The sequence below is a fragment of the Microbacterium sp. P5_E9 genome, from assembly GCF_054049175.1.
The window spans coordinates 55777-74192 of sequence record NZ_JBFUMV010000008.1 but is presented as its reverse complement, the minus strand read 5'-3'; the positions used below and the strand labels follow the sequence as shown (position 1 = coordinate 74192).

Genomic DNA, 18416 nt, shown 5'->3' with positions numbered 1-18416 from the left:
TATCTGAGAGTCGCTTCGCGGCTCCTCCGGGTTGCGAGCACCGTGCTCGCATCTTTCTGTGAGGAGACCGCACCATGAGAGTTCCGTTCGCTCGAAACGCGATCATGATCGCCTGTGCCGCTGCCGTCACCGGAGCGCTGACCGTGCTGCCCGCCGCGGCATTCGCGGAGGAGATCGCGCCTCCGCCCGATGCGGCCGTGGCATCCGCACCGACCGCGGAGCCGGTCGCTCCGGAGCCGGCCGCTCCGGCGCCGGCTGCGCCCGCGCCGGCTGCGCCCGCGCCGGCCGCCGTCACGGATCCGCCGACCCCTGTCGCGGATCCGCCGACCCCCGTCACGGATCCGCCGACCCCCGTCACGGATCCGCCGACCCCCGTCACGGATCCGCCGACCCCCGTTGCGGACTCGCCCGCGGCCGTCACGGATCCGCCGGCCGCCGTCGCCGACCCCGTAGAGCCGGCCGATGTGGTGGTTGCTCCCGCGGGCGCGACGCCGGAGGAGGTCTTCGCCGAGTCGCCCGATGGGCCGACGGTCACCTTGTTCGCGGCCGAAGAACCTGCGGCGACGCTGCCCGAGCCGGGTGACCCGTGCTACCCCGCCGTGTGCATCGACAACGGCACCGTGCTGCTCGCGGTGAACCCGACCGGCGAGCTCAACACCGATGACGCGACCGGTTCGCCCGCTGGGCCCGGCGACGCGGGGCTGGGCTACCTCCCGACCAACAACGATTCGACATCGCCCGGCTGCCTCTGCGAGGGCTGGGGTGTCGCCGACCCGGCAACGGGAGTCTGGGGCGGCGCGAACCTCGCCGAACTCGGCACCGGCGGCGAGAATCTGGTTCTGGAGTCGTTCGAGTGGACCGGTTCGACCGCGAAGTCGGTGGTGCTCGTGACCGATGAGGCGGAGGCGCCGTACTTCCGGGTGACCCACGAGTACATCCCGTCCGCCGACACGCCCAACCTCTACCAGGTGAACGTCACGATCGAGAACCTGTCGGGCGAGCCCATCGCCACGGTGCAGTATCGCCGCGTGATGGACTGGGACGTGGAGCCGACCGCGTTCGACGAGTTCGTGACGATCGATGGTGGCACCGCCAGCGCCCTCACGTACACGAGTGACGACGGCTTCGCCTCGCCGAACCCGCTGGAGGGTCCGTCGGAGATCCTCTTCCACGGAAACGCGGTCGACTCCGGGCCGGACGATCACGGTGCGCTGTTCGACTTCTCGTTCGGCGGGCTCGCGCCCGGCGCATCATTGTCGTTCATCATCTTCTACGGGGCGGCCGAATCCGAGGCCGGAGCACAGGCCGCGCTCGCCGCGGTCGGAGCCGAGGCGTATTCCTTCGGGGAGACATCGGACGACCCGGAGCACGGGACGCCGAACACGTTCATCTTCGCCTTCGGTCATGTCGGCGGGTCGGCGATCTTCCCGTCGCCGACCGCGGCGCCCGCAGTGCCGGCCGTGTCCGCTGTGGTGGCGCCGGCTGTTGTCACCGCGGTCGTGGCGCCCCCGGCCGCTGCCACGCTCGCGGCGACGGGCATGTCGTCGTCGGAGCATGACGGGCTGGGCTCGCTCGGTCTCGCTGGACTGCTGATCGCGGGCTTCGGGGGTGTGCTGATCGCGGTTCGCGTCGTCGTCGCGCGCGCACACCGATAGCCGCTCGGAGAGGTCCACGGGGCGGGGCGTCGCATCGGCGCCCTGCCCCTTCCGTGCTCGCGCGCAGAACCGAGGTGTAGCGTCGAGACTCCGGGGGAGGCTTCTGCCCCGGGCATGGAACGAGGCCGGACGATGACCGCTGCTGGACTGACTCTCGGTGTGATCGGCACCTCGCGCAAGCCCGAAGAACGGCGGGTTCCAATCCACCCCGGCCACTTCGAACGGCTCCCGGAACGCCTGCGCGGGCGGGTGATCGTCGAGGAAGGGTACGCCGAGCGCTTCGGCATCGAGGATGCCGACATCCTTCCGTTCGTCGGGCGTTTCGCGCCCCGCGACGAGGTGATCGCGGCATCCGATGTGGTGCTCCTGCCCAAGCCTCAGCTCGAAGACCTGCAGGACCTCCGTGACGGCCAGGTGCTGTGGGGCTGGCCGCACCTGGTGCAGGACGAGCGGATGACGCAGCTCGCGATCGACAAGCGGCTCACGGTCATCGCGTTCGAGGCGATGAACCACTGGGCCAAGGACGGCGGGTTCGGCCTGCACGTGTTCCACAAGAACAACGAGTTGGCGGGGTACTGCTCGGTGCTGCACGCCCTCGAGCTCTGCGGCTCGACGGGGGACTACGGCCGCCGGCTCACGGCGGTCGTGATCGGATTCGGCGCGACTGCGCGCGGCGCGGTGACCGCGCTCCGCGCGCACGGCGTGCACGATGTGCGGGTGCTGACCAACCGGCGGACCGCGTCGGTGGCCGCGCCGATCCACGCGGCGCGCATCATCCAGTTCGACCACGACGATGAGCCGTATCTCAGCGAAGTCATCACCGACGAGGGCAGGGTGCCGCTCGCACCGTTCCTCGCCGAGAGCGACATCGTCGTGAACTGCACGCTGCAGGATCCGAACAGTCCGCTGCTCTACCTCCGCGAGACCGATCTCGACGCCTTCCGTCCCGGCAGCCTCATCGTCGACGTCTCGTGCGACGAGGGTATGGGCTTCGAGTGGGCTCGGCCCACCTCCTTCGCGGAGCCCATGTTCACCGTCGGACGGACGATCAACTACTACGGCGTGGACCACAGCCCCTCGTACCTGTGGAACTCGGCGAGCTGGGAGATCAGCGAAGCGCTGCTCGGCTTCATCCCGACCGTGATGGGCGGACCGGGCGCATGGGCGAAGGACGAGACGATCCGGCGGGCGACCGAGATCGCGGACGGCGTGATCCTGAACCCCGCGATCCTGGAGTTCCAATCCCGCGATTCGGCCTTTCCGCATCTGGCCGGAATATCCTGACAGGCGCCGCGTTACACGATATACATTCACTTGCATGGAAATCGGATGCCGCGGCATCCGGAGAGCGAGAAGAGATCGTGAGCGAGAACACCACCTGGTCCGGGATGCAGTTCGGCGTGATGAGCGTCAGCGACATCACCGAGGATCCCACCACCGGCAGGACACCCAGCGAAGCGGAGAAGATCCGCAACGCTGTCATCATCGCCAAGCACGTCGAGGACGTGGGCATGGATGTCTACGCGCTCGGAGAGCACCACAATCCGCCGTTCTGGTCGTCATCGCCCACGACCACGCTCGCCTACATCGCGGCCCAGACCGAGCGCCTCGTGCTCTCTACCGCCACGACGCTCATCACGACGAACGACCCGGTCAAGATCGCCGAGGACTTCGCGATGCTCCAGCACCTCGCCGGCGGCCGGGCGGACCTCATGCTCGGCCGCGGCAACACCGGCCCGGTCTACCCGTGGTTCGGCCAGGACATCCGTCAGGGCCTGCCGCTCGCCATCGAGCACTACAACCTGCTGCACCGACTGTGGCGCGAGGACGTCGTCGACTGGGAGGGTCAGTTCCGCACGCCGCTGCAGGGATTCACGTCCACGCCTCGTCCGCTGGACGGCGTCGCACCGTTCGTCTGGCACGGCTCGATCCGCACCCCCGAGGTGGCCGAGCAGGCCGCGTACTACGGTGACGGCTTCTTCGCGAACAACATCTTCTGGCCCAAGGAGCACTACCAGCGCCTCATCGCCCTCTATCGCCAGCGCTACGCGCACTACGGGCACGGCACGCCCGAGCAGGCGATCGTCGGCCTGGGCGGTCAGGTGTTCATGGCGGCCAAGTCGCAGGACGCGGTCACCCAGTTCCGGCCCTACTTCGACAACGCTCCGGTCTACGGCCATGGCCCGTCGCTCGAGGACTTCACCGAGATGACCCCGCTCACCGTCGGCTCGCCGCAGCAGGTCATCGACCGCTACGCCGGCATGCGCGAGCACTTCGGCGACTACCAGCGGCAGCTGTTCCTCATCGATCACGCCGGACTTCCGCTGAAGACGGTGCTCGAACAGCTCGACATCCTGGGTGGCGAAGTGGTTCCGGTGCTCCGCAAGGAGCTGGCGAAGAACCGTCCCGCAGAGGTGCCGGATGCGCCGACCCACGCGGGTCTCGTGCGTGCCGCCTACGGCGACGAGGCCCCGCGGGTCGCCGTCCCGAACGCGAACCGTGGTGACAATCTCGCCGGCGACACGCCCTACCGCGACACTCCGGCCAAGGCCGGCGTCGCGTTCGGTGCCGCCGCAACCCGGACAGGAGCTTGAGATGACCTCGCAGCGCCGCATCGCCGTGATCTCGGCGGGGCTCTCCAACCCCTCTTCGACACGGATGCTCGCCGATCGGCTCGCGGCCTCCGCCGTCAAACAGCTCGCCGAGCGCGGGATCGAGACCGAGGTCGACGTGTTCGAGCTGCGCGACTACGCGCACGACATCACCAACAACCTCCTCACCGGCTTCGCGCCGCCGGCGCTGGAGTCGATGATCGACGCGGTCGTCTCGGCTGACGCGATCATCGCGGTGACGCCGATCTTCTCGACGAGCTATTCGGGGCTGTTCAAGTCGTTCATCGACGTGCTCGACCCCGACGCGCTCACCGGCAAGCCCGTCCTCATCGGGGCGAATGCGGGCACGGCCCGCCACTCGCTGGCGATCGACTACGCGATCCGGCCGCTGTTCGCCTACCTGCACGCCGAGGCCGTCGCCACGGGTGTGTTCGCAGCCTCGAGCGACTGGGGCGGCTCGGCCGACCGCGTCGCCCCGCTCAGCGAACGCGTCGACCGCGGTGCCCGCGAACTCGCCGAAGCGGTGGCGCGGCGCGAGCCCGTCGCCGGCAGCGATCCGTTCGACCCCGCGAACTACCTCGGCGAGGGCCGCTCGTTCGGCCACCTCCTCGGCGGTCTCGCCGGGGAGTAGTCGTCGTCCGCTCCTCGTCTCGGGTGCATGGGCCCGAGGCGAGGAGGGACGCGAATAGGGTTCAAGAGTGACCGCTGACGAAGCATCCTTGGACCGTCTTCCCGAGCGCCGCGGCATCCCGGGCGCTGATCTCCCCGACGCCCGCGGCCGCACGGGGCTCGACCGGACGGGCCTGGATCTCGACCGCAACCCGCGCGTGCGGGTGCGCGACGTGGAGCTGCTCGCGAGCGGGTGGCACGTCCTGCGCCGCACGACCCTCGACTACCAGGACGACGCCGGCGCGTGGTCCACGCAGCAGCGCGAGACCTACGATCGCGGCAATGGGGCGACCGTGCTGCTCTACGACGCGGCCAGGCGCRTGGTGCTGCTCACCCGGCAGTTCCGCTTCCCGGTCTATGTGAACGACCATCCCGACGGCATGCTGATCGAGACGGCGGCCGGCCTTCTCGACGACGACGACCCGGAGACCGCGATCCGCCGGGAGGCCGCCGAGGAGACCGGCGTGCAGGTCGGCGAGCTGCAGCACGTCTTCGACGTGTACATGAGTCCCGGGTCGGTCACCGAGCGGCTGCACTTCTATGCCGCGCCCTACACGCCGGCGGAGCGCACGGCCGCGGGCGGCGGACTCGCCGATGAGGGCGAGGAGATCGACGTGCTCGAACTCGACATCGACACTGCGCTCGCCATGATCCGCGACGGCCGCATCGCCGACGCGAAGACGATCATGCTGCTGCAATGGGTCGTTCTCGATGGCCCGTTCGCGCGCTGACTGTTAGCATCCGGGAAAGTTCGGGCGAACGATTCCTGGGGGTAGCCGTGGCCCTGATCGACGTTGCGCGCCGTCGTGGTGCATGGGCGGCGCTCATCGTCGGCGTGGTCGCAGCGCTCGCGCTGGCCGCGTGCTCGAACGGGCAGCCGGTCGCAGCCCCTGCCGAGAGCGCGTCCCCTCCGCCCGCTGAAGCGGTGCCCGGCTGGCCATCCGCGATCGCCGCAATCGGCCACTCGGGGCTCACCGGCTACGACAGCGCAGCCCCTGGCGTGGATGCCCGGAGCAATTCCTGGGCGACCGGAGACAGTCCCGATGTGAACAGCGTTTACCTGCGTATCCTCGCGGAGAACCCCGCGGTCGAAGGTCACGCGGTGAACGTCGCCGTGGACGGCTCCAACGTCAACGGATTGCTGGGCCAGGCGAAGCTGATCGTGGGGGAGGATCCGAAGCCGGAACTCGTCCTCATCCAATCGATCGACAACGACATGCAGTGCGATGGGACCGACGAACAGCACCTGCCCGTCTACCGGGATGGCCTTGTGAAGGTCATGGACGTGCTCTCGGCGGGGCTGCCGGACGCGACGATCCTCTTCGTGTCGCAATGGGCATCGGTCGAGGAGTACACCGCGGCGGCGATGGCGGTCGACCCCGCGCGCATCGCGGGAACCGGCCTGTGCGATGTCGTCGACCCCGCCACCCTCGAAGTCGTGCCCGAGAAGGTCGCGGGTTTGCAGCAGCTCGTCGATTCGTACTTCAACACGGTCGTCGGGGTGTGCAGCGCGTACGCGCACTGCATCACCGATGAGGGGGCGATGCAGGCGATGCAGCTCGATCCCGTAGACCTGACGCCGGATTTCAGCCACCTAAGGCCGAGCGGACACGCCAAGATGGCCGAGATCGCGTGGGATGCGCTCTACCCGAACTGAGTCGGCGGAGTCAGCTCAGGTCTGCGCCTCACAGGCGGATCAGCGACGGGTCGGTCAGCTCCACCCACGCCGAGCCGGCGACTGACACCGTTTCACTGAGCACGTCGGCCGCGACCAGCGGACCCAAGTCGATGCCGGCCAGCTCGCCGATGTCGGCGATCGGCACTTGGAATGTGCGGAAGCCCCCGAGCGGCGCGACCCCGACGACTCCCTCGGTGGTGTCGATGAGCTCGCTCTGGTCCAGGAGGAAACCTGCCGCGGCGAGCTCACCGGCATCGTCGGTCCACGCCGCGACCTTCCAGAATCGCAGGGGGATCCGGATGCCGCGATACGGCGGGTCGTCCGCTGCGAGCACCGGAGCGGTGAAGACCGAGACGCGCAGGTCGGCGGCATCCGCCCACTGCAGGACGTGGTTCTCCAGGCCCACCCAGAGCTCCTCGGACTGATTGTACACCGCCGCCTGCGGCGCGGCGTTCGGGTACACGAACGTCGCCTCGGTCGCGGCCTTCGCCTCGGCGATGGTGCCCCAGCCGGGATCGCGGCGACGGACGAGGTGCCCGCGGTCGAAGTCGTTGGCGGCGTAGACGGCCGGGCCGGTCTGCGCGCTCGGCGGCACGCGCGGGTCGAGCTCCCAGTCTCCGGTGCGCTCGAGATCGTGGAGCCGGGCGCCGTCGATGTTGACGCCGGTCACCGCGGCGAGGCGTCTGGCCGTGTCCAGACTGACCGAGAAGTGCGGGTAGGCGAGGGCGACGGTCTCGGTGTCGGCGAGGGCCACCGGCAGCGGCACCGGCACCGTCAGGAACGCCGGGTCGTAGCCGATGGCGACGGATGCTGCGTCCAGGGGATTCATGCCCCCATCATGTCGCGGCATCCGATCCATCTCGGCCGCTCAGGATCAGCCGCTCTTGCGGCGGAACTCGCGCTTCTGCGACGCCGGACCGTGCGAGCTGTGCACGACCGAGTCGCCATCGAGGTGCGCCTCGCCGTCCCGGCTCTGCGCGTTCTTCTTGTCGAGCGCCTCTTTGAACTTGCGCTTCATGTCGTCGCTTGCGGCGCCGGTCGGCTTGTCATCGGTGCTCATGCCTCCACCCTACGCAGAGCGCGCGCCACTGTCATGCGGGCATCGGCGCCCGCGCGGCCGCAGAGGGGTGCCCTCACAGGGGTTCAGGGGCGCCTCACTGGTAGGCTTGGTCAGGTTGCCTCTCGGCATCCGCTCAATTCAACATGAGCTCATGGAGCAGGCCGGCAGAAAGCTGGTCCCCTGTGGTGGGTTCCCCGGACGAATCGCGTCGGGTGATCTTCTACTGGTGGCCAGCGCAGGCGGCACACGCGGTTTCGTTCGCGCGCCCATATCTGCCTGTTCCTGCTCCTTCGTGAATGCTCGCGCGCCATACGGGCGGGCGAGCTAAAACAAAGAAGGAGAGACCTCTTGGAAGGTCCTGAAATCACCGCCACGGAAGCCGTCCTCGACAACGGACGCTTCGGCACCCGCACCATCCGGTTCGAAACCGGTCGTCTCGCGCAGCAGGCACAGGGTGCCGTCGCCGCGTACCTCGACGAGGAGACGATGCTCCTCTCGGCCACCAGCGCCGGAAAGTCCCCGCGAGAAGGCTTCGACTTCTTCCCGCTGACCGTCGACGTCGAAGAGCGTTCGTACGCCGCCGGCAAGATCCCCGGCTCGTTCTTCCGCCGCGAAGGTCGCCCGTCGACCGAGGCGATCCTCGTCTGCCGTCTGATCGACCGGCCGCTGCGCCCGTCGTTCGTCGACGGCCTCCGCAACGAGGTCCAGATCGTCGTCACCGTCCTCTCGATCGCTCCCGGCGAGTTCTACGACGCGCTGGCCATCAACGCGGCGTCGCTGTCGACCCAGATCTCGGGTCTGCCCTTCTCGGGTCCGATCGCCGGCGTCCGCCTGGCACTCGTGCCCGGACACGGCGAGCACGCCGACCAGTGGGTCGCGTTCCCGACCGCGAAGGTCCTCGAAGACGCCGTGTTCGACCTCATCGTCGCCGGCCGCGTCGTCACCGACGCGAACGGCAACCAGGATGTCGCGATCATGATGGTCGAGGCTGAGGCCACCGAGGGTTCGTGGAACCTCATCAAGTCGGGCGCCGTCAAGCCCAGCGAGGCCGTCGTCGCGCAGGGTCTCGAGGCCTCGAAGCCCTTCCTCAAGCAGCTCGTCGAGGCGCAGGCTCAGCTTGCAAGCACCGCTGCCAAGGAGATCAAGTCCTTCCCCGTCTTCCTGCCGTACAGCCAGGAGACCTACGACTTCGTCGCGGGCCGCGCCTACGACGAGCTCAAGGGCATCTACCAGATCGCCGAGAAGGTCGCGCGCAACGACGCTGATGACGCACTGAAGGACCGCGTCAAGGGCGAGCTGCTCGCCGCAGTCGAGTCGGGCGAGCTCCCCGCGGTTGCGACCACGGAGTTCTCGGCCGCCTACAAGTCGGTCACCAAGAAGATCGTCCGCGGACGCATCCTGACGGAGGGCGTCCGTATGGACGGCCGCGGCCTGGCCGACATCCGTCCGCTCGACGCCGAGGTGCAGGTCATCCCGCGCGTTCACGGTTCGGCGATCTTCCAGCGCGGTGAGACCCAGATCCTGGGCGTCACGACGCTGAACATGCTCAAGATGGAGCAGCAGATCGACTCGCTGTCGCCGATCACGAAGAAGCGGTACCTGCACCACTACAACTTCCCGCCCTACTCGACCGGTGAGACCGGTCGTGTCGGCAGCCCGAAGCGTCGCGAGATCGGGCACGGCTTCCTCGCCGAGCGCGCCCTCGCGCCGGTGCTTCCGTCTCGCGAGGAGTTCCCGTACGCCATCCGCCAGGTCTCCGAGGCGCTGAGCTCCAATGGCTCGACGTCGATGGGCTCGGTCTGCGCGTCCACCCTCTCGCTGCTCAACGCCGGCGTGCCGCTGCGCGCACCGGTCGCCGGCATCGCGATGGGTCTCGTCTCCGACGAGGTCGACGGCCAGACCCGCTACGCGGCCCTCACCGACATCCTCGGTGCAGAAGACGCACTCGGCGACATGGACTTCAAGGTCGCCGGCACCAGCGAGTTCGTCACTGCGATCCAGCTCGACACGAAGCTCGACGGCATTCCGTCGTCGGTGCTGACCGCCGCGCTGCAGCAGGCCTACGACGCCCGCATCACGATCCTCGGTGTGCTGAACGCCGCGATCGACGGTCCGGACGAGATGGCCCCGACCGCACCGCGCGTGATCAGCGTGCAGATCCCGGTCGACAAGATCGGCGAGCTCATCGGGCCCAAGGGCAAGACGATCAACGCGATCCAGGACGAGACCGGCGCCGACATCTCCATCGAGGAGGACGGCACCGTCTACATCGGCGCCGTCGACGGACCGTCGGCCGAGGCCGCTCGTGCCCAGGTCAACGCGATCGCCAACCCCACCAACCCGGAGGTCGGCGAGCAGTTCCTCGGCACCGTGGTGAAGATCGCGACGTTCGGCGCGTTCATCTCGCTGCTCCCCGGCAAGGACGGACTGCTGCACGTCAGCGAGGTCCGCAAGCTCGCCGGCGGCAAGCGCGTGGAGAACGTCGAAGACGTGCTCAACGTCGGCCAGAAGATCCTCGTGAAGATCACGAAGATCGACGACCGCGGCAAGCTGTCGCTCGAGCCCGTCACCGACGAGCCGGCCGACCAGGAAGGTCGCGCAGCGGCCAACCCCGGCCCCGAGGCGCCGGCCGAAGGCTGATCCGCCGAGTCCGACCGTTGTCCGGATGCCCGTTTCCTCCTCGGAGGGAGCGGGCATCCGCTTTTCTGCCGGATGTCGGCTGATCGGGGGACAGATTGCGCAAACACGGCCCGCCGTGATGAAAGCGTTATGCAATGTTTACCGACAGGACGCCTCAATGACCGGTGGGTTGTCCGGACTGTCTTACCCTTCTAAGTACCGCGCCGGGGGGTGCGGACGGATCGCGAGGCACTCCGAGGGAGTCGCCGTCGCGGGGGGTGACACATGGCTTTCTTCGGCGTTGGCTCACAGGTGTCTTCGACGAGCCATCCCGTCACGCCCCGAAACCCCGCTCCCGCGCACCCGTCGGCGCCGATTCCGATCCAAGGCGCGCCGATCGGTTCCCACGTGAGGGTGTCGCTGGGCGAGGGCGGTCCCGAGGTCTTCCCGCTGATCCTCGGCGGCGCGGAATTCGGCTGGAACGTCGATCTCGAGTCGAGCCACGACATCCTCGATGCGTACGTCGAGCTCGGCGGCAACGCCGTGCACACGGCGGACAGCTTCGCGGGCGGCCGCAGCGAGCACATCATCGGGCAATGGCTGCGCTCACGCGGGCTGCGTGACGAGATCGTCCTCGGCGTCCGGGTCGGCGGCCACCCTGACAACCCCGGCCTCGGCCCGGTCAACCTGGTGCGCGCGGTCGAGGCATCCCTCACGCGCCTGGGCACCGATCGCATCGACGTGCTCTACCTCGACGCCACCACCGATTCGGCCGCGGCGCTCGAAGACACCCTCGCGACTGCGGAGTGGCTCGTCGAGGCCGGCAAGGCGCAGACCCTCGGTGCGGTGGGCTACACCGCCGCGCAGCTCGTCGAGRCGCGGATCTTCGCGTCCGCCGGGTACCCCCGGATCACCGTGCTCGACGTGCCGTTCAACGTGCTTCGCCGCCACGAGTTCGACCCCGACCTCCGCCTCGTCGCCGGGGCGCAGGGCATGGCGGTCACGCCTTCGCACGCGCTCGAGCACGGCTTCCTGGCCGGGCGGCACCGCACGCGGCTGAGGGGGAGCCTCTCGGTGCGCGGCGCGCAGCTCGCCGCGAGCCTGAATCGCCGCGGCACCCGCACGCTGCGCGCGCTCGATGCCGTCGGTGCCGAACTGGGTGTGCCGGATGCCGCGATCGCCGTCGCCTGGCTGCTCGCACAGCGACTGGTGAGCGCACCGATCGTCAACGCATTCGCACCGCAGCACATCGAGGAGCTCATCCAGGGTGTCGGCGTGCGGCTGAGCCGGGCTCAGCTCGCGGACATCGCTCGGGCCGCCGAGTAGCACCGCTGCGCGGGGCCCCGCTCGGGGCGCGCACCCCGTGACGTAGGGTGGATGAGTGCCCTCGGGCATCCGACCCTCCCCGACGAAGCGAGCTGGATTGACGCATTACATCTATCTCGTGCGGCATGGCGAGCATCAGGACGCGGAGTACGGCCTGGTCGATGGGCCGCTTTCTCCGCGGGGTCGGCGTCAGGCGTCGCTGCTCGCGGATCGGCTGTCGGGCGTACCCCTCGACGCGGTCTGGCACTCGCCGCTCGAGCGAGCCGCGCAGACGGCGCGGGCCGTCGCCGATCGCCTCCCCTCGGTGAATCCCGAGCCGACGGCGCTGCTCTTCGACTGCGTGCCCAGCGGCATGACCGCGGCCACTCCGGCGGCGTTCGAGCCCTTCTTCGGCTCCGTGACCGAGGCCGAGATCGAGGCGGGCGCCGCCCAGATGGCGGACGCCGTCAGCGAGTTCCTGGTGCGCAAGCCCGGCGACGTGCATGAGCTGCTCATCACCCACAACTTCGTGATCGGATGGTTCGTCCGTGAGGTGCTGCAGGCGCCGGAGTGGCGCTGGATGACCCTCAATCAGGCGCACTGCGGCCTCACCGTCATCGCCCAGAAGCAGGGCCGCCCGTGGACGCTCGTGTCGCACAACGACCTCGCGCATCTCCCGGTCGAGCTGCGCACCGGCCTGCCCGACAGCTACCCGGTCTAGAGTCGCAGCCCGTACCAGCGCGTGGCGTTGGGGTTGTCGTTGTACGGGGCGATCGGGGCGAACCCCCCTCCGGCGTACAGCCCCGCCGCCGCTTCGAGACTGTGGTGGGTGTCGAGCACGACCTCGGCACCTCCCGCATCGCGGGCATGCCGGATGAGCTCCGCGAGCAGCAGCCTTCCCCAGCCGCGTCCGCGCGTGACCGGGGCCAGGTAGAGGTGCTTCACCTCGAATCGCGGCCCGTGCGGTCCGTCGGCGATCGGTCGGATGCCGCCGCAGCCGACGGCTGCCTGCCCGTCGTACGCGACCAGGAACGCACCGGGAGGATCGAAGGTCCCGGATGCCGGGAACGCGGTCGTGTAGGTGCCGCCCGGGAACGCCTCGCGGCGCATCGCGAAGTAATCGGCGAGAAGGTTCTGGGACACCGGGTCGTCGACGGGAAGCTCACGGAGTTCGGGCATCGCCTCGAGCGTAGCGGGCGGGCGCGGGCGTCTACGCTGGATCCATGACGACGCGCGTTGCCATTGTGGGCGGAACAGGCAAGCTCGGCGGGATCCTCCGTGAGGTGGTCCAGGCGGAAGATGGCTACGAGGTCGTGGCAGTGCTCTCGTCCCGGTCTCCGCTCTCCGATCTCGACGGTGCCGACCTCGTCATCGACGCGTCGACTCCGGCGATCTCGATCGACGTCGTCCGGGCGGCGATCGAACGCGGGCAGAACATCCTCGTCGGCACGTCCGGCTGGTCGGCCGAGCGGATCGCACTGGTGCGTCCCCTCGTCGCGGCGGCCGGCACGGGCGCGGTGTTCATCCCGAACTTCTCGATCGGCTCGGTGATCGGCAGCGCCCTCGCCGCCGCGGCGGCGAGGTTCTTCCCCTCGATCGAGATCGTCGAGGCCCACCGTGAGACCAAGGTCGATTCGCCGAGCGGCACGGCGGTGCGCACCGCAGAGCTGATCGCCGCTGCCCGCCTCGATGCGGGCCCGGTCGAGTCGCCGCACGTCGACCAGCGCGCCCGGGGGCAGCAGGTCGCGAGCGTCCCCATCCACTCCCTGCGCCGACCGGGTGTCGTCGCCCGTCAGGACGCGATCCTGTCCGGGCCGGGGGAGTCGCTCACCATCACCCATGACACCGTGGAGCCCGCGCTCGCGTACGGTCCAGGCATCCGGATCGCCCTCCCTGCCGCGCGCGACGCTCGCGGCGTGATCGTGGGCCTCGACAGCTTCCTCGACATCGGACTGCGCGTGCCGGGAGCAGGCGCGCTCAGCGACAGCCCCGTCGAGGAGCAGGGCGTGCCGGGCCAGGTGGCCCGCGTCACCGGCGCATGAGCGCACGCATCGGCGTCGCGGTCATGGCCGCGCTGCTCGCGCTCTACATCGTGCTCGTGGCCGAGCGCGCATGGCTGTTGCTGTCGAGCGGCAACCCGGTCGGCGTCGCGATGGGCGCCGCCCTCGTCGTGCTGCCCGTGATCGCGGTCTGGGCGCTCGGGCGGGAGCTGTGGTTCGGCGTCCGCGCCGACAGTCTCGGTCGTCGGCTCGGCGCCGAGGGTGGGCTCCCCGCGGAGGAGGTCGGGCTCCGGCCCAGCGGGCGCGTGCTGCGCGACGACGCGGATGCCGCGTTCCCCGCGTACCGCGCCGCCGTCGAGGCCGCGCCTGACGATTGGCGGGCCTGGTACCGGCTCGGCATGGCTTACGACGCCGCCGGTGACCGCCGCCGCGCGCGTGCCGCGGTCCGCACCGCCATCAAGCTCGAGTCCGCGGCGCCCCCCGCCGCCTGAACCTAGTCCGCCGCCGGGACGGCGGCGCGGACGGCATCCTCCACCGTGGGGTGGGTGAAGGTGAAGCCGGAGTCCGCCAGCACGGTCGGGGCGACATCCATGTCCGCGGTGAGGAGCGCCTCGGTCGCGTCCGAGCCGAGGACGAGTCGCATGCCCCAGACCGGCGCGCGCAGGAGGAACGGCCGGTTCATGCGGACGGCCAGGGCGAAGCCGAGATCGTTGGCGGTCGCGCGCGTCGGACCGGTCAGATTCACCGGGCCCGCGACATCCGTCTCGATCACATGCCGGATCGCCCTGACCTCGTCGTCGAGCGAGATCCAGGGCCACACCTGGGTGCCGCGGCCGATCGGGCCGCTCAGCCCGAAGCGGGTCAGCAGCATGAGCGGCTTGAGCACCCCCTGCGCGTGCACGATCGGAGCGGTGCGCAGCAGGGCGACTCGGGCGTGCGGGCCCGCCGCGAGTGCCGCGGACTCCCATTCGCCGCACAGGTCGGCGAGGAAGGTCCCGCCGCGCGGGGAGTCCTCGGTCAGCCGCACTCCGGGGCTCGAGCCGTAGTAGCCGACTGCGGATGCCGAGACGAGTGCGGGCGCCGCGGTCCCGAGTGCCTTGACGGCCGCAGCGAGCTCCTGGGTGGGCGTCAGGCGCGACCAGAGCAGGGTGCGCTGGTAGCTCGACGTCCAGGGGAAGCGCCCGATGCTCGCCCCGTTCAGGCCGACGACCGCGTCGGCCCCCTCCAGGAGCTTCGGATCGAGCGGTGCCGCCCCGGTCAGCCACTCGATCTCATCCGGCGTCTGCGGGGCTCGCCGCACGAGCGTCGACACGCGCACGCCGTCGTCGCGCAGGCTTTCTGTGAGCGCCGATCCGATCAGGCCCGAAGCCCCGGCGACCACGACGTGTCGTAGTCGCCGGGATTCGGAGGCTTCAGGCAAGCGTCGCCTCGAGGGTGATCTCGATCGCGAGCGCCTGCGAGACCGGGCAGCCGGACTTCGCCTCGGCGGCGATCCGGTCGAAGTCGGCGGCCTCGAGGCCCGGGACGACGGCGTTCACGTTCAGGTGGCTGCCGGTGATGCCCGTGCCGGGGATGAAGGTGACGGATGCCGTGGTCTCGATGCTCGTCGGGGGAGTGCCGTTCTGCGCCAGGGCGAGCGAAAGCGCCATGCTGAAGCAGGACGAGTGGGCCGCGGCGAGGAGCTCCTCCGGAGTGGTGACCGAGGTCGAGCCTTCGCTGCGTGCCTTCCAGTCGACCGCGAACGGTCCCTGGTTGGAGCTCTCCAGGGCGACGCTGCCGCCGCCTTCGAACAGCCCGCCGCTCCACGTGGTGGTGGCTTCGCTCGTCACGCTCATCTTGATCTCCTGTCGACGTCCGACGCCGGCACGGCGCCCGCGGTCAGCCTAACCGCGCCGCCGTTCCGATGGAACGCGGACGGCCCGGAGATGTGCGGCGGTCAGGCGGTGACGGCGGTCTTGCGGCCGATGAGACCGAACCGCTGCAGCACCAGGTAGAGCTGGCAGCCGAGGCAGAGGCCGAAGACCGCGTTCAGGAACGCAGCCATGAAGGCGAGGGCCGCAGCGATCGGCAGCGCCCACGGCACTCCCGCGAGCTGCAGGATGAGGCCCAGGGCGGCGACGAACAGGCCGACGCCCTGCGCGAAGCGGGGCGGGCGCGGGTCTTCGAGTTCGGTCGGCTTGGCCAGTCGGGGCTGCACGAGCTTGCGGTAGAGCACACCCCACGGTGCGGTGCGCGGCGAGAGCACGCCCCACAGGAACAGCAGCGCGGTGACGAGCAGGAGGAGGAACGCCGGATCGAGGATCCGCTCGGCGAGCGTCGCCGCCGGCAGCGCCCAGGCACCGGACGCGTCCTGGGCGGTCGACAGACCCGTCAGCCCCAGGAGGACGTCGATCAGCAGGAGCAGGGAGGTGATTCCGGCGGCGAAGCGCGGTCCGCGCGGATCGATTCCCTGCGGCGCCTTGTGCGCGACGGCCTGCTCAGACATTGGCGGTCTCTCCGGTGAGTCGGGTCAGTTCGAGTTCGAGGACTTCACGGTTCGGCACGCCGCCGAACCGGGTCTGGACGATGCCGTCGCTGTCGAGGATCAGGGTCGTGGGGGTCTGCATCACGTGGAAGTGCTTCGCGATATCCGGGCGATGCGTCAGGTCGATGTCGAGGTGCCGAACGCCGGGGCGGGCGTCCGCGACCGCGGCGAGGGTGCGGTGCACCCCGGGACAGCGCGCGCACAGCTCGGTGCTGAACTGCAGCAGCGTCGCCTCCTCGCCGAGCGAATCGGCGCCCAGACGCTCGGGCTCCACGACCTCGTGGGGGATGTCGCGCTGGGGTCGGCTCTGCCGCCATTTGAGGGTCACGCCGAGCCCCACCGTCGCCACGAGCAGCACGGTGAGCACGAGGAGCGCTCCCACAACAGTCACAGCAGATCAGCGTATCGGGTTTCACCTGGGCAAAACCCGGGCGGAGTCACTGTGACGGCTCGACGTAACAATCGAACTGGGTAGGGTGGCAGTCGTGAGCGCCGCAGCAGCCCCAKAGATCGAGTTCCGCAGCGACATGACGGTCGAGCTGGTGCGGGCCAGTGCCGCCGACGCCGACGTCCTGTTCGCGGCGCGTGTGTCCACCCAGGGCGAGCAGACGCTCGGCGAGGCGATCGGTGCAGGCACCGCGTCCGAGGGGCGCGACCGCGGGCTCATCAACTATCTGATGCGCGACCGCCACGGCTCGCCGTTCGAGCACAACTCGATGACGTTCTACGTCCAGGCGCCGATCTTCGTGTTCCGCGAGTTCATGCGCCATCGCATCGCCTCGTACAACGAAGAATCGGGCCGCTACCGCGAGCTGCGTCCGGTGTTCTATGTGCCCGCCCGCGAGCGCAATCTCCTCCAGGTCGGCAAGCCAGGCGCGTACGACTTCCTGCCAGGCACCGACGAGCAGTTCGAGCTCGTCGACAGCGCGACCCGCGAGGCATCCGTCCACGCCTTCGAGGCGTATCAGCGGATGCTGGCAGCCGGCGTCGCCCGTGAAGTCGCTCGCATCGTGCTCCCGCTGAACATCTACTCCTCGATGTACGTCACGCTCAATGCGCGGTCGCTGATGAACTTCCTCTCGCTGCGCACGAAGGTCGAGGGCACGCACTTCCCCTCCTTCCCGCAGCGCGAGATCGAGATGTGCGCCGAGAAGATGGAGACCTTCTGGCGCGAGCGGATGCCGCTCACCCACGCCGCCTTCAACGCAAACGGCCGCGTCGCCCCCTGAGCCGACCCGAGCGGAACCGGCTCCGTCGGTCGCGCCGTGAGCCGATAGCCTGAGAACATGACGCACACGGGCAATCCCTTCGGGCAGGTGCTCGTCGCGCTCGTCACTCCGATGACGGCCGACGGCGAAGTCGACTGGCCCGCGGTGGAGAAGCACATCGACGGTGTCATCGCCGCGGGTGCCGATGGCATCGTCGTKACCGGCACGACCGGCGAGACCAGCACGCTGACCGACGCCGAGAAGATCCGCCTCGTCGAGGTCGGGAAGGATGTCGCGGCCGGCCGCGCCCGGATCATCACCGGAGGCGGATCCAACGAGACCGCCCACGCGATCGCGCTGTACAAGGCCAGCGAGAAGGCCGGGGCGGACGGCATCATGATCGTCACCCCGTACTACAACAAGCCCACGCAGGCGGGGGTGCTCACGCACTTCCGGCTCGTCGCCGATGCCACCGATCTGCCCGTGATCCTCTACGACATCCCCGGGCGCACCGGTGTGCCGATCAAGTACGAGACGATCCTGCGTATCGCGAAGCATCCGAACGTCCTTGCCATCAAGGACGCCAAGGGCGACTTCAGCGAGGTCAGCCGGGTGCTCAATCAGACCGACCTGATGTACTTCTCCGGCGACGACGCCAACGTGCTGCCGCACCTGTCCATCGGCGCGACCGGGCTCATCGGCGTCACCGCGAACATCGCTGCGGCGCCCTATCGCGCGATCGTCGACGCGGTCAACCGCGGAGACCTGGCAGCGGCGACCGCCGAGCACCAGCGGCTCGAGCCGCTCGTCCGGGCTGTCATGACCCACGTGCCAGGAACCGTCTCCGCGAAGTACATCCTGCACGGCCTCGGCCGTATCAGCAGCCCCCGGGTGCGCCTGCCCCTGGTAGGTCCAGAGGAGTGGGAGGCCGCGATGATCGAGGACGAGCTCGCGCTCGTCAGCGGTGTTCCAGGGGCCGACTTCTCGAATTTCCGCCCCGACCGCAATGCGGCTGCTGGGGGCGCTCTGCCGAAGGTCTCGGGCACGACGAGATGAGATCGGTGGATGCAGCCGCGTCCGCCAGCA

General features: G+C 69.5%; 20 protein-coding genes. 13 read left to right on the top strand and 7 right to left on the bottom strand.

Features of this window, described 5'->3' with window-relative positions:
* The first annotated feature begins 74 nt into the window (after positions 1-74).
* The 6 genes from ACXJ3V_RS11975 to ACXJ3V_RS11950 all read left to right on the top strand — a co-directional run bounded on the left by ACXJ3V_RS11975 (position 75) and on the right by ACXJ3V_RS11950 (position 6593).
* The gene (locus ACXJ3V_RS11975) at positions 75-1655 is read left to right on the top strand and encodes a hypothetical protein (RefSeq protein ID WP_457100533.1); all 1581 of its coding nucleotides are present in this window, start codon (positions 75-77) and stop codon (positions 1653-1655) included.
* Positions 1656-1787: 132 nt separating this feature from the next.
* Entirely contained in the window at positions 1788-2939 is a 1152-nt protein-coding gene (locus ACXJ3V_RS11970) for a N(5)-(carboxyethyl)ornithine synthase (RefSeq protein WP_457100532.1), read from the top strand.
* Positions 2940-3043: 104 nt separating this feature from the next.
* Positions 3044-4249 carry an LLM class flavin-dependent oxidoreductase gene (locus ACXJ3V_RS11965; RefSeq protein ID WP_457100600.1) on the top strand — a complete coding sequence of 402 codons (1206 nt, stop codon included), beginning with the start codon at positions 3044-3046 and terminating at the stop codon, positions 4247-4249.
* Position 4250: 1 nt separating this feature from the next.
* Positions 4251-4898, top strand: a complete 648-nt coding sequence (locus ACXJ3V_RS11960) for an FMN reductase (protein WP_457100531.1) — start codon at positions 4251-4253, stop codon at positions 4896-4898.
* Positions 4899-4965: 67 nt separating this feature from the next.
* A complete protein-coding gene (locus tag ACXJ3V_RS11955; protein WP_457100530.1) occupies positions 4966-5667 on the top strand; it encodes an NUDIX domain-containing protein in 702 nt (233 codons plus the stop codon).
* 47 nt (positions 5668-5714) lie between these two features.
* The gene (locus ACXJ3V_RS11950; RefSeq protein ID WP_457100529.1) at positions 5715-6593 is read left to right on the top strand and encodes a hypothetical protein; all 879 of its coding nucleotides are present in this window, start codon (positions 5715-5717) and stop codon (positions 6591-6593) included.
* Positions 6594-6621: 28 nt separating this feature from the next.
* Here the strand turns inward: ACXJ3V_RS11950 and ACXJ3V_RS11945 are convergent, their stop codons facing one another.
* Both ACXJ3V_RS11945 and ACXJ3V_RS11940 read right to left on the bottom strand, forming a co-directional pair.
* Entirely contained in the window at positions 6622-7443 is an 822-nt protein-coding gene (locus tag ACXJ3V_RS11945; protein ID WP_457100528.1) for a DNA/RNA non-specific endonuclease, read from the bottom strand.
* A gap of 45 nt (positions 7444-7488) precedes the next feature.
* Entirely contained in the window at positions 7489-7674 is a 186-nt protein-coding gene (locus ACXJ3V_RS11940; RefSeq protein ID WP_457100527.1) for a DUF5302 domain-containing protein, read from the bottom strand.
* Positions 7675-8022: 348 nt separating this feature from the next.
* Between ACXJ3V_RS11940 and ACXJ3V_RS11935 the strand changes: the two genes are divergently transcribed.
* From ACXJ3V_RS11935 to ACXJ3V_RS11925, 3 genes are all read left to right on the top strand, one after another.
* The gene (locus tag ACXJ3V_RS11935; protein WP_457100526.1) at positions 8023-10314 is read left to right on the top strand and encodes a polyribonucleotide nucleotidyltransferase; all 2292 of its coding nucleotides are present in this window, start codon (positions 8023-8025) and stop codon (positions 10312-10314) included.
* Positions 10315-10578: 264 nt separating this feature from the next.
* Positions 10579-11619: an aldo/keto reductase gene (locus tag ACXJ3V_RS11930; RefSeq protein WP_457100525.1), complete on the top strand. Its 1041-nt coding sequence runs from the start codon at positions 10579-10581 to the stop codon at positions 11617-11619.
* A gap of 97 nt (positions 11620-11716) precedes the next feature.
* Complete coding sequence (locus tag ACXJ3V_RS11925) at positions 11717-12319, top strand: histidine phosphatase family protein (RefSeq protein WP_457100524.1); 603 nt, start codon at positions 11717-11719, stop codon at positions 12317-12319.
* Here the strand turns inward: ACXJ3V_RS11925 and ACXJ3V_RS11920 are convergent.
* Complete coding sequence (locus ACXJ3V_RS11920; RefSeq protein WP_457100523.1) at positions 12316-12777, bottom strand: GNAT family N-acetyltransferase; 462 nt, start codon at positions 12775-12777, stop codon at positions 12316-12318. The two genes, ACXJ3V_RS11925 and ACXJ3V_RS11920, sit on opposite strands and share 4 nt — an antisense overlap.
* Positions 12778-12821: 44 nt before the next feature.
* Here ACXJ3V_RS11920 and ACXJ3V_RS11915 point away from each other — a divergent pair, with 44 nt between their 5' ends.
* The gene (locus tag ACXJ3V_RS11915) at positions 12822-13640 is read left to right on the top strand and encodes a 4-hydroxy-tetrahydrodipicolinate reductase (protein ID WP_457100522.1); all 819 of its coding nucleotides are present in this window, start codon (positions 12822-12824) and stop codon (positions 13638-13640) included.
* On the top strand, positions 13637-14089 hold the full coding sequence (locus tag ACXJ3V_RS11910; protein WP_457100521.1) for a tetratricopeptide repeat protein: 453 nt from the start codon (positions 13637-13639) through the stop codon (positions 14087-14089). Before ACXJ3V_RS11915 ends, ACXJ3V_RS11910 begins: the two co-directional genes overlap by 4 nt.
* A gap of 2 nt (positions 14090-14091) precedes the next feature.
* On the opposite strand, the gene ACXJ3V_RS11905 is transcribed toward ACXJ3V_RS11910, so the two are convergent.
* The 4 genes from ACXJ3V_RS11905 to ACXJ3V_RS11890 form a co-directional block, all read right to left on the bottom strand.
* Positions 14092-15018 (bottom strand): TIGR01777 family oxidoreductase, encoded by a 927-nt coding sequence (locus ACXJ3V_RS11905; protein WP_457100520.1) that lies wholly within the window; start codon positions 15016-15018, stop codon positions 14092-14094.
* Complete coding sequence (locus ACXJ3V_RS11900) at positions 15011-15433, bottom strand: OsmC family peroxiredoxin (RefSeq protein WP_457100519.1); 423 nt, start codon at positions 15431-15433, stop codon at positions 15011-15013. The genes ACXJ3V_RS11905 and ACXJ3V_RS11900 overlap by 8 nt, the downstream gene beginning before the upstream one ends.
* 101 nt (positions 15434-15534) lie before the next feature.
* A complete protein-coding gene (locus tag ACXJ3V_RS11895) occupies positions 15535-16083 on the bottom strand; it encodes a DUF4395 domain-containing protein (RefSeq protein ID WP_457100518.1) in 549 nt (182 codons plus the stop codon).
* Positions 16076-16513 carry a TlpA family protein disulfide reductase gene (locus ACXJ3V_RS11890; RefSeq protein WP_457100517.1) on the bottom strand — a complete coding sequence of 146 codons (438 nt, stop codon included), beginning with the start codon at positions 16511-16513 and terminating at the stop codon, positions 16076-16078. The genes ACXJ3V_RS11895 and ACXJ3V_RS11890 overlap by 8 nt, the downstream gene beginning before the upstream one ends.
* A 136-nt stretch (positions 16514-16649) precedes the next feature.
* Here ACXJ3V_RS11890 and thyX point away from each other — a divergent pair, with 136 nt between their 5' ends.
* Both thyX and dapA read left to right on the top strand, forming a co-directional pair.
* Entirely contained in the window at positions 16650-17351 is a 702-nt protein-coding gene (thyX, locus tag ACXJ3V_RS11885) for an FAD-dependent thymidylate synthase (protein WP_457100599.1), read from the top strand.
* Positions 17352-17408: 57 nt separating this feature from the next.
* A complete protein-coding gene (gene dapA / locus ACXJ3V_RS11880) occupies positions 17409-18386 on the top strand; it encodes a 4-hydroxy-tetrahydrodipicolinate synthase (RefSeq protein ID WP_457100516.1) in 978 nt (325 codons plus the stop codon).
* The last annotated feature ends 30 nt before the right edge of the window (positions 18387-18416 follow it).

Bases quoted from the DNA above. Each gene is read 5' to 3' on its own strand.
- ACXJ3V_RS11910 (WP_457100521.1), top strand. From the start codon at position 13,637: ATGAGCGCACGCATCGGCGTCGCGGTCATGGCCGCGCTGCTCGCGCTC.
- ACXJ3V_RS11965 (WP_457100600.1), top strand. From the start codon at position 3,044: ATGCAGTTCGGCGTGATGAGCGTCAGCGACATCACCGAGGATCCCACC.
- thyX (WP_457100599.1), top strand. From the start codon at position 16,650: ATGACGGTCGAGCTGGTGCGGGCCAGTGCCGCCGACGCCGACGTCCTG.
- ACXJ3V_RS11915 (WP_457100522.1), top strand. From the start codon at position 12,822: ATGACGACGCGCGTTGCCATTGTGGGCGGAACAGGCAAGCTCGGCGGG.
- ACXJ3V_RS11975 (WP_457100533.1), top strand. From the start codon at position 75: ATGAGAGTTCCGTTCGCTCGAAACGCGATCATGATCGCCTGTGCCGCT.
- ACXJ3V_RS11920 (WP_457100523.1), bottom strand. From the start codon at position 12,777: ATGCCCGAACTCCGTGAGCTTCCCGTCGACGACCCGGTGTCCCAGAAC.
- ACXJ3V_RS11960 (WP_457100531.1), top strand. From the start codon at position 4,251: ATGACCTCGCAGCGCCGCATCGCCGTGATCTCGGCGGGGCTCTCCAAC.
- ACXJ3V_RS11945 (WP_457100528.1), bottom strand. From the start codon at position 7,443: ATGAATCCCCTGGACGCAGCATCCGTCGCCATCGGCTACGACCCGGCG.
- ACXJ3V_RS11900 (WP_457100519.1), bottom strand. From the start codon at position 15,433: ATGAGCGTGACGAGCGAAGCCACCACCACGTGGAGCGGCGGGCTGTTC.
- ACXJ3V_RS11895 (WP_457100518.1), bottom strand. From the start codon at position 16,083: ATGTCTGAGCAGGCCGTCGCGCACAAGGCGCCGCAGGGAATCGATCCG.
- ACXJ3V_RS11970 (WP_457100532.1), top strand. From the start codon at position 1,788: ATGACCGCTGCTGGACTGACTCTCGGTGTGATCGGCACCTCGCGCAAG.
- ACXJ3V_RS11940 (WP_457100527.1), bottom strand. From the start codon at position 7,674: ATGAGCACCGATGACAAGCCGACCGGCGCCGCAAGCGACGACATGAAG.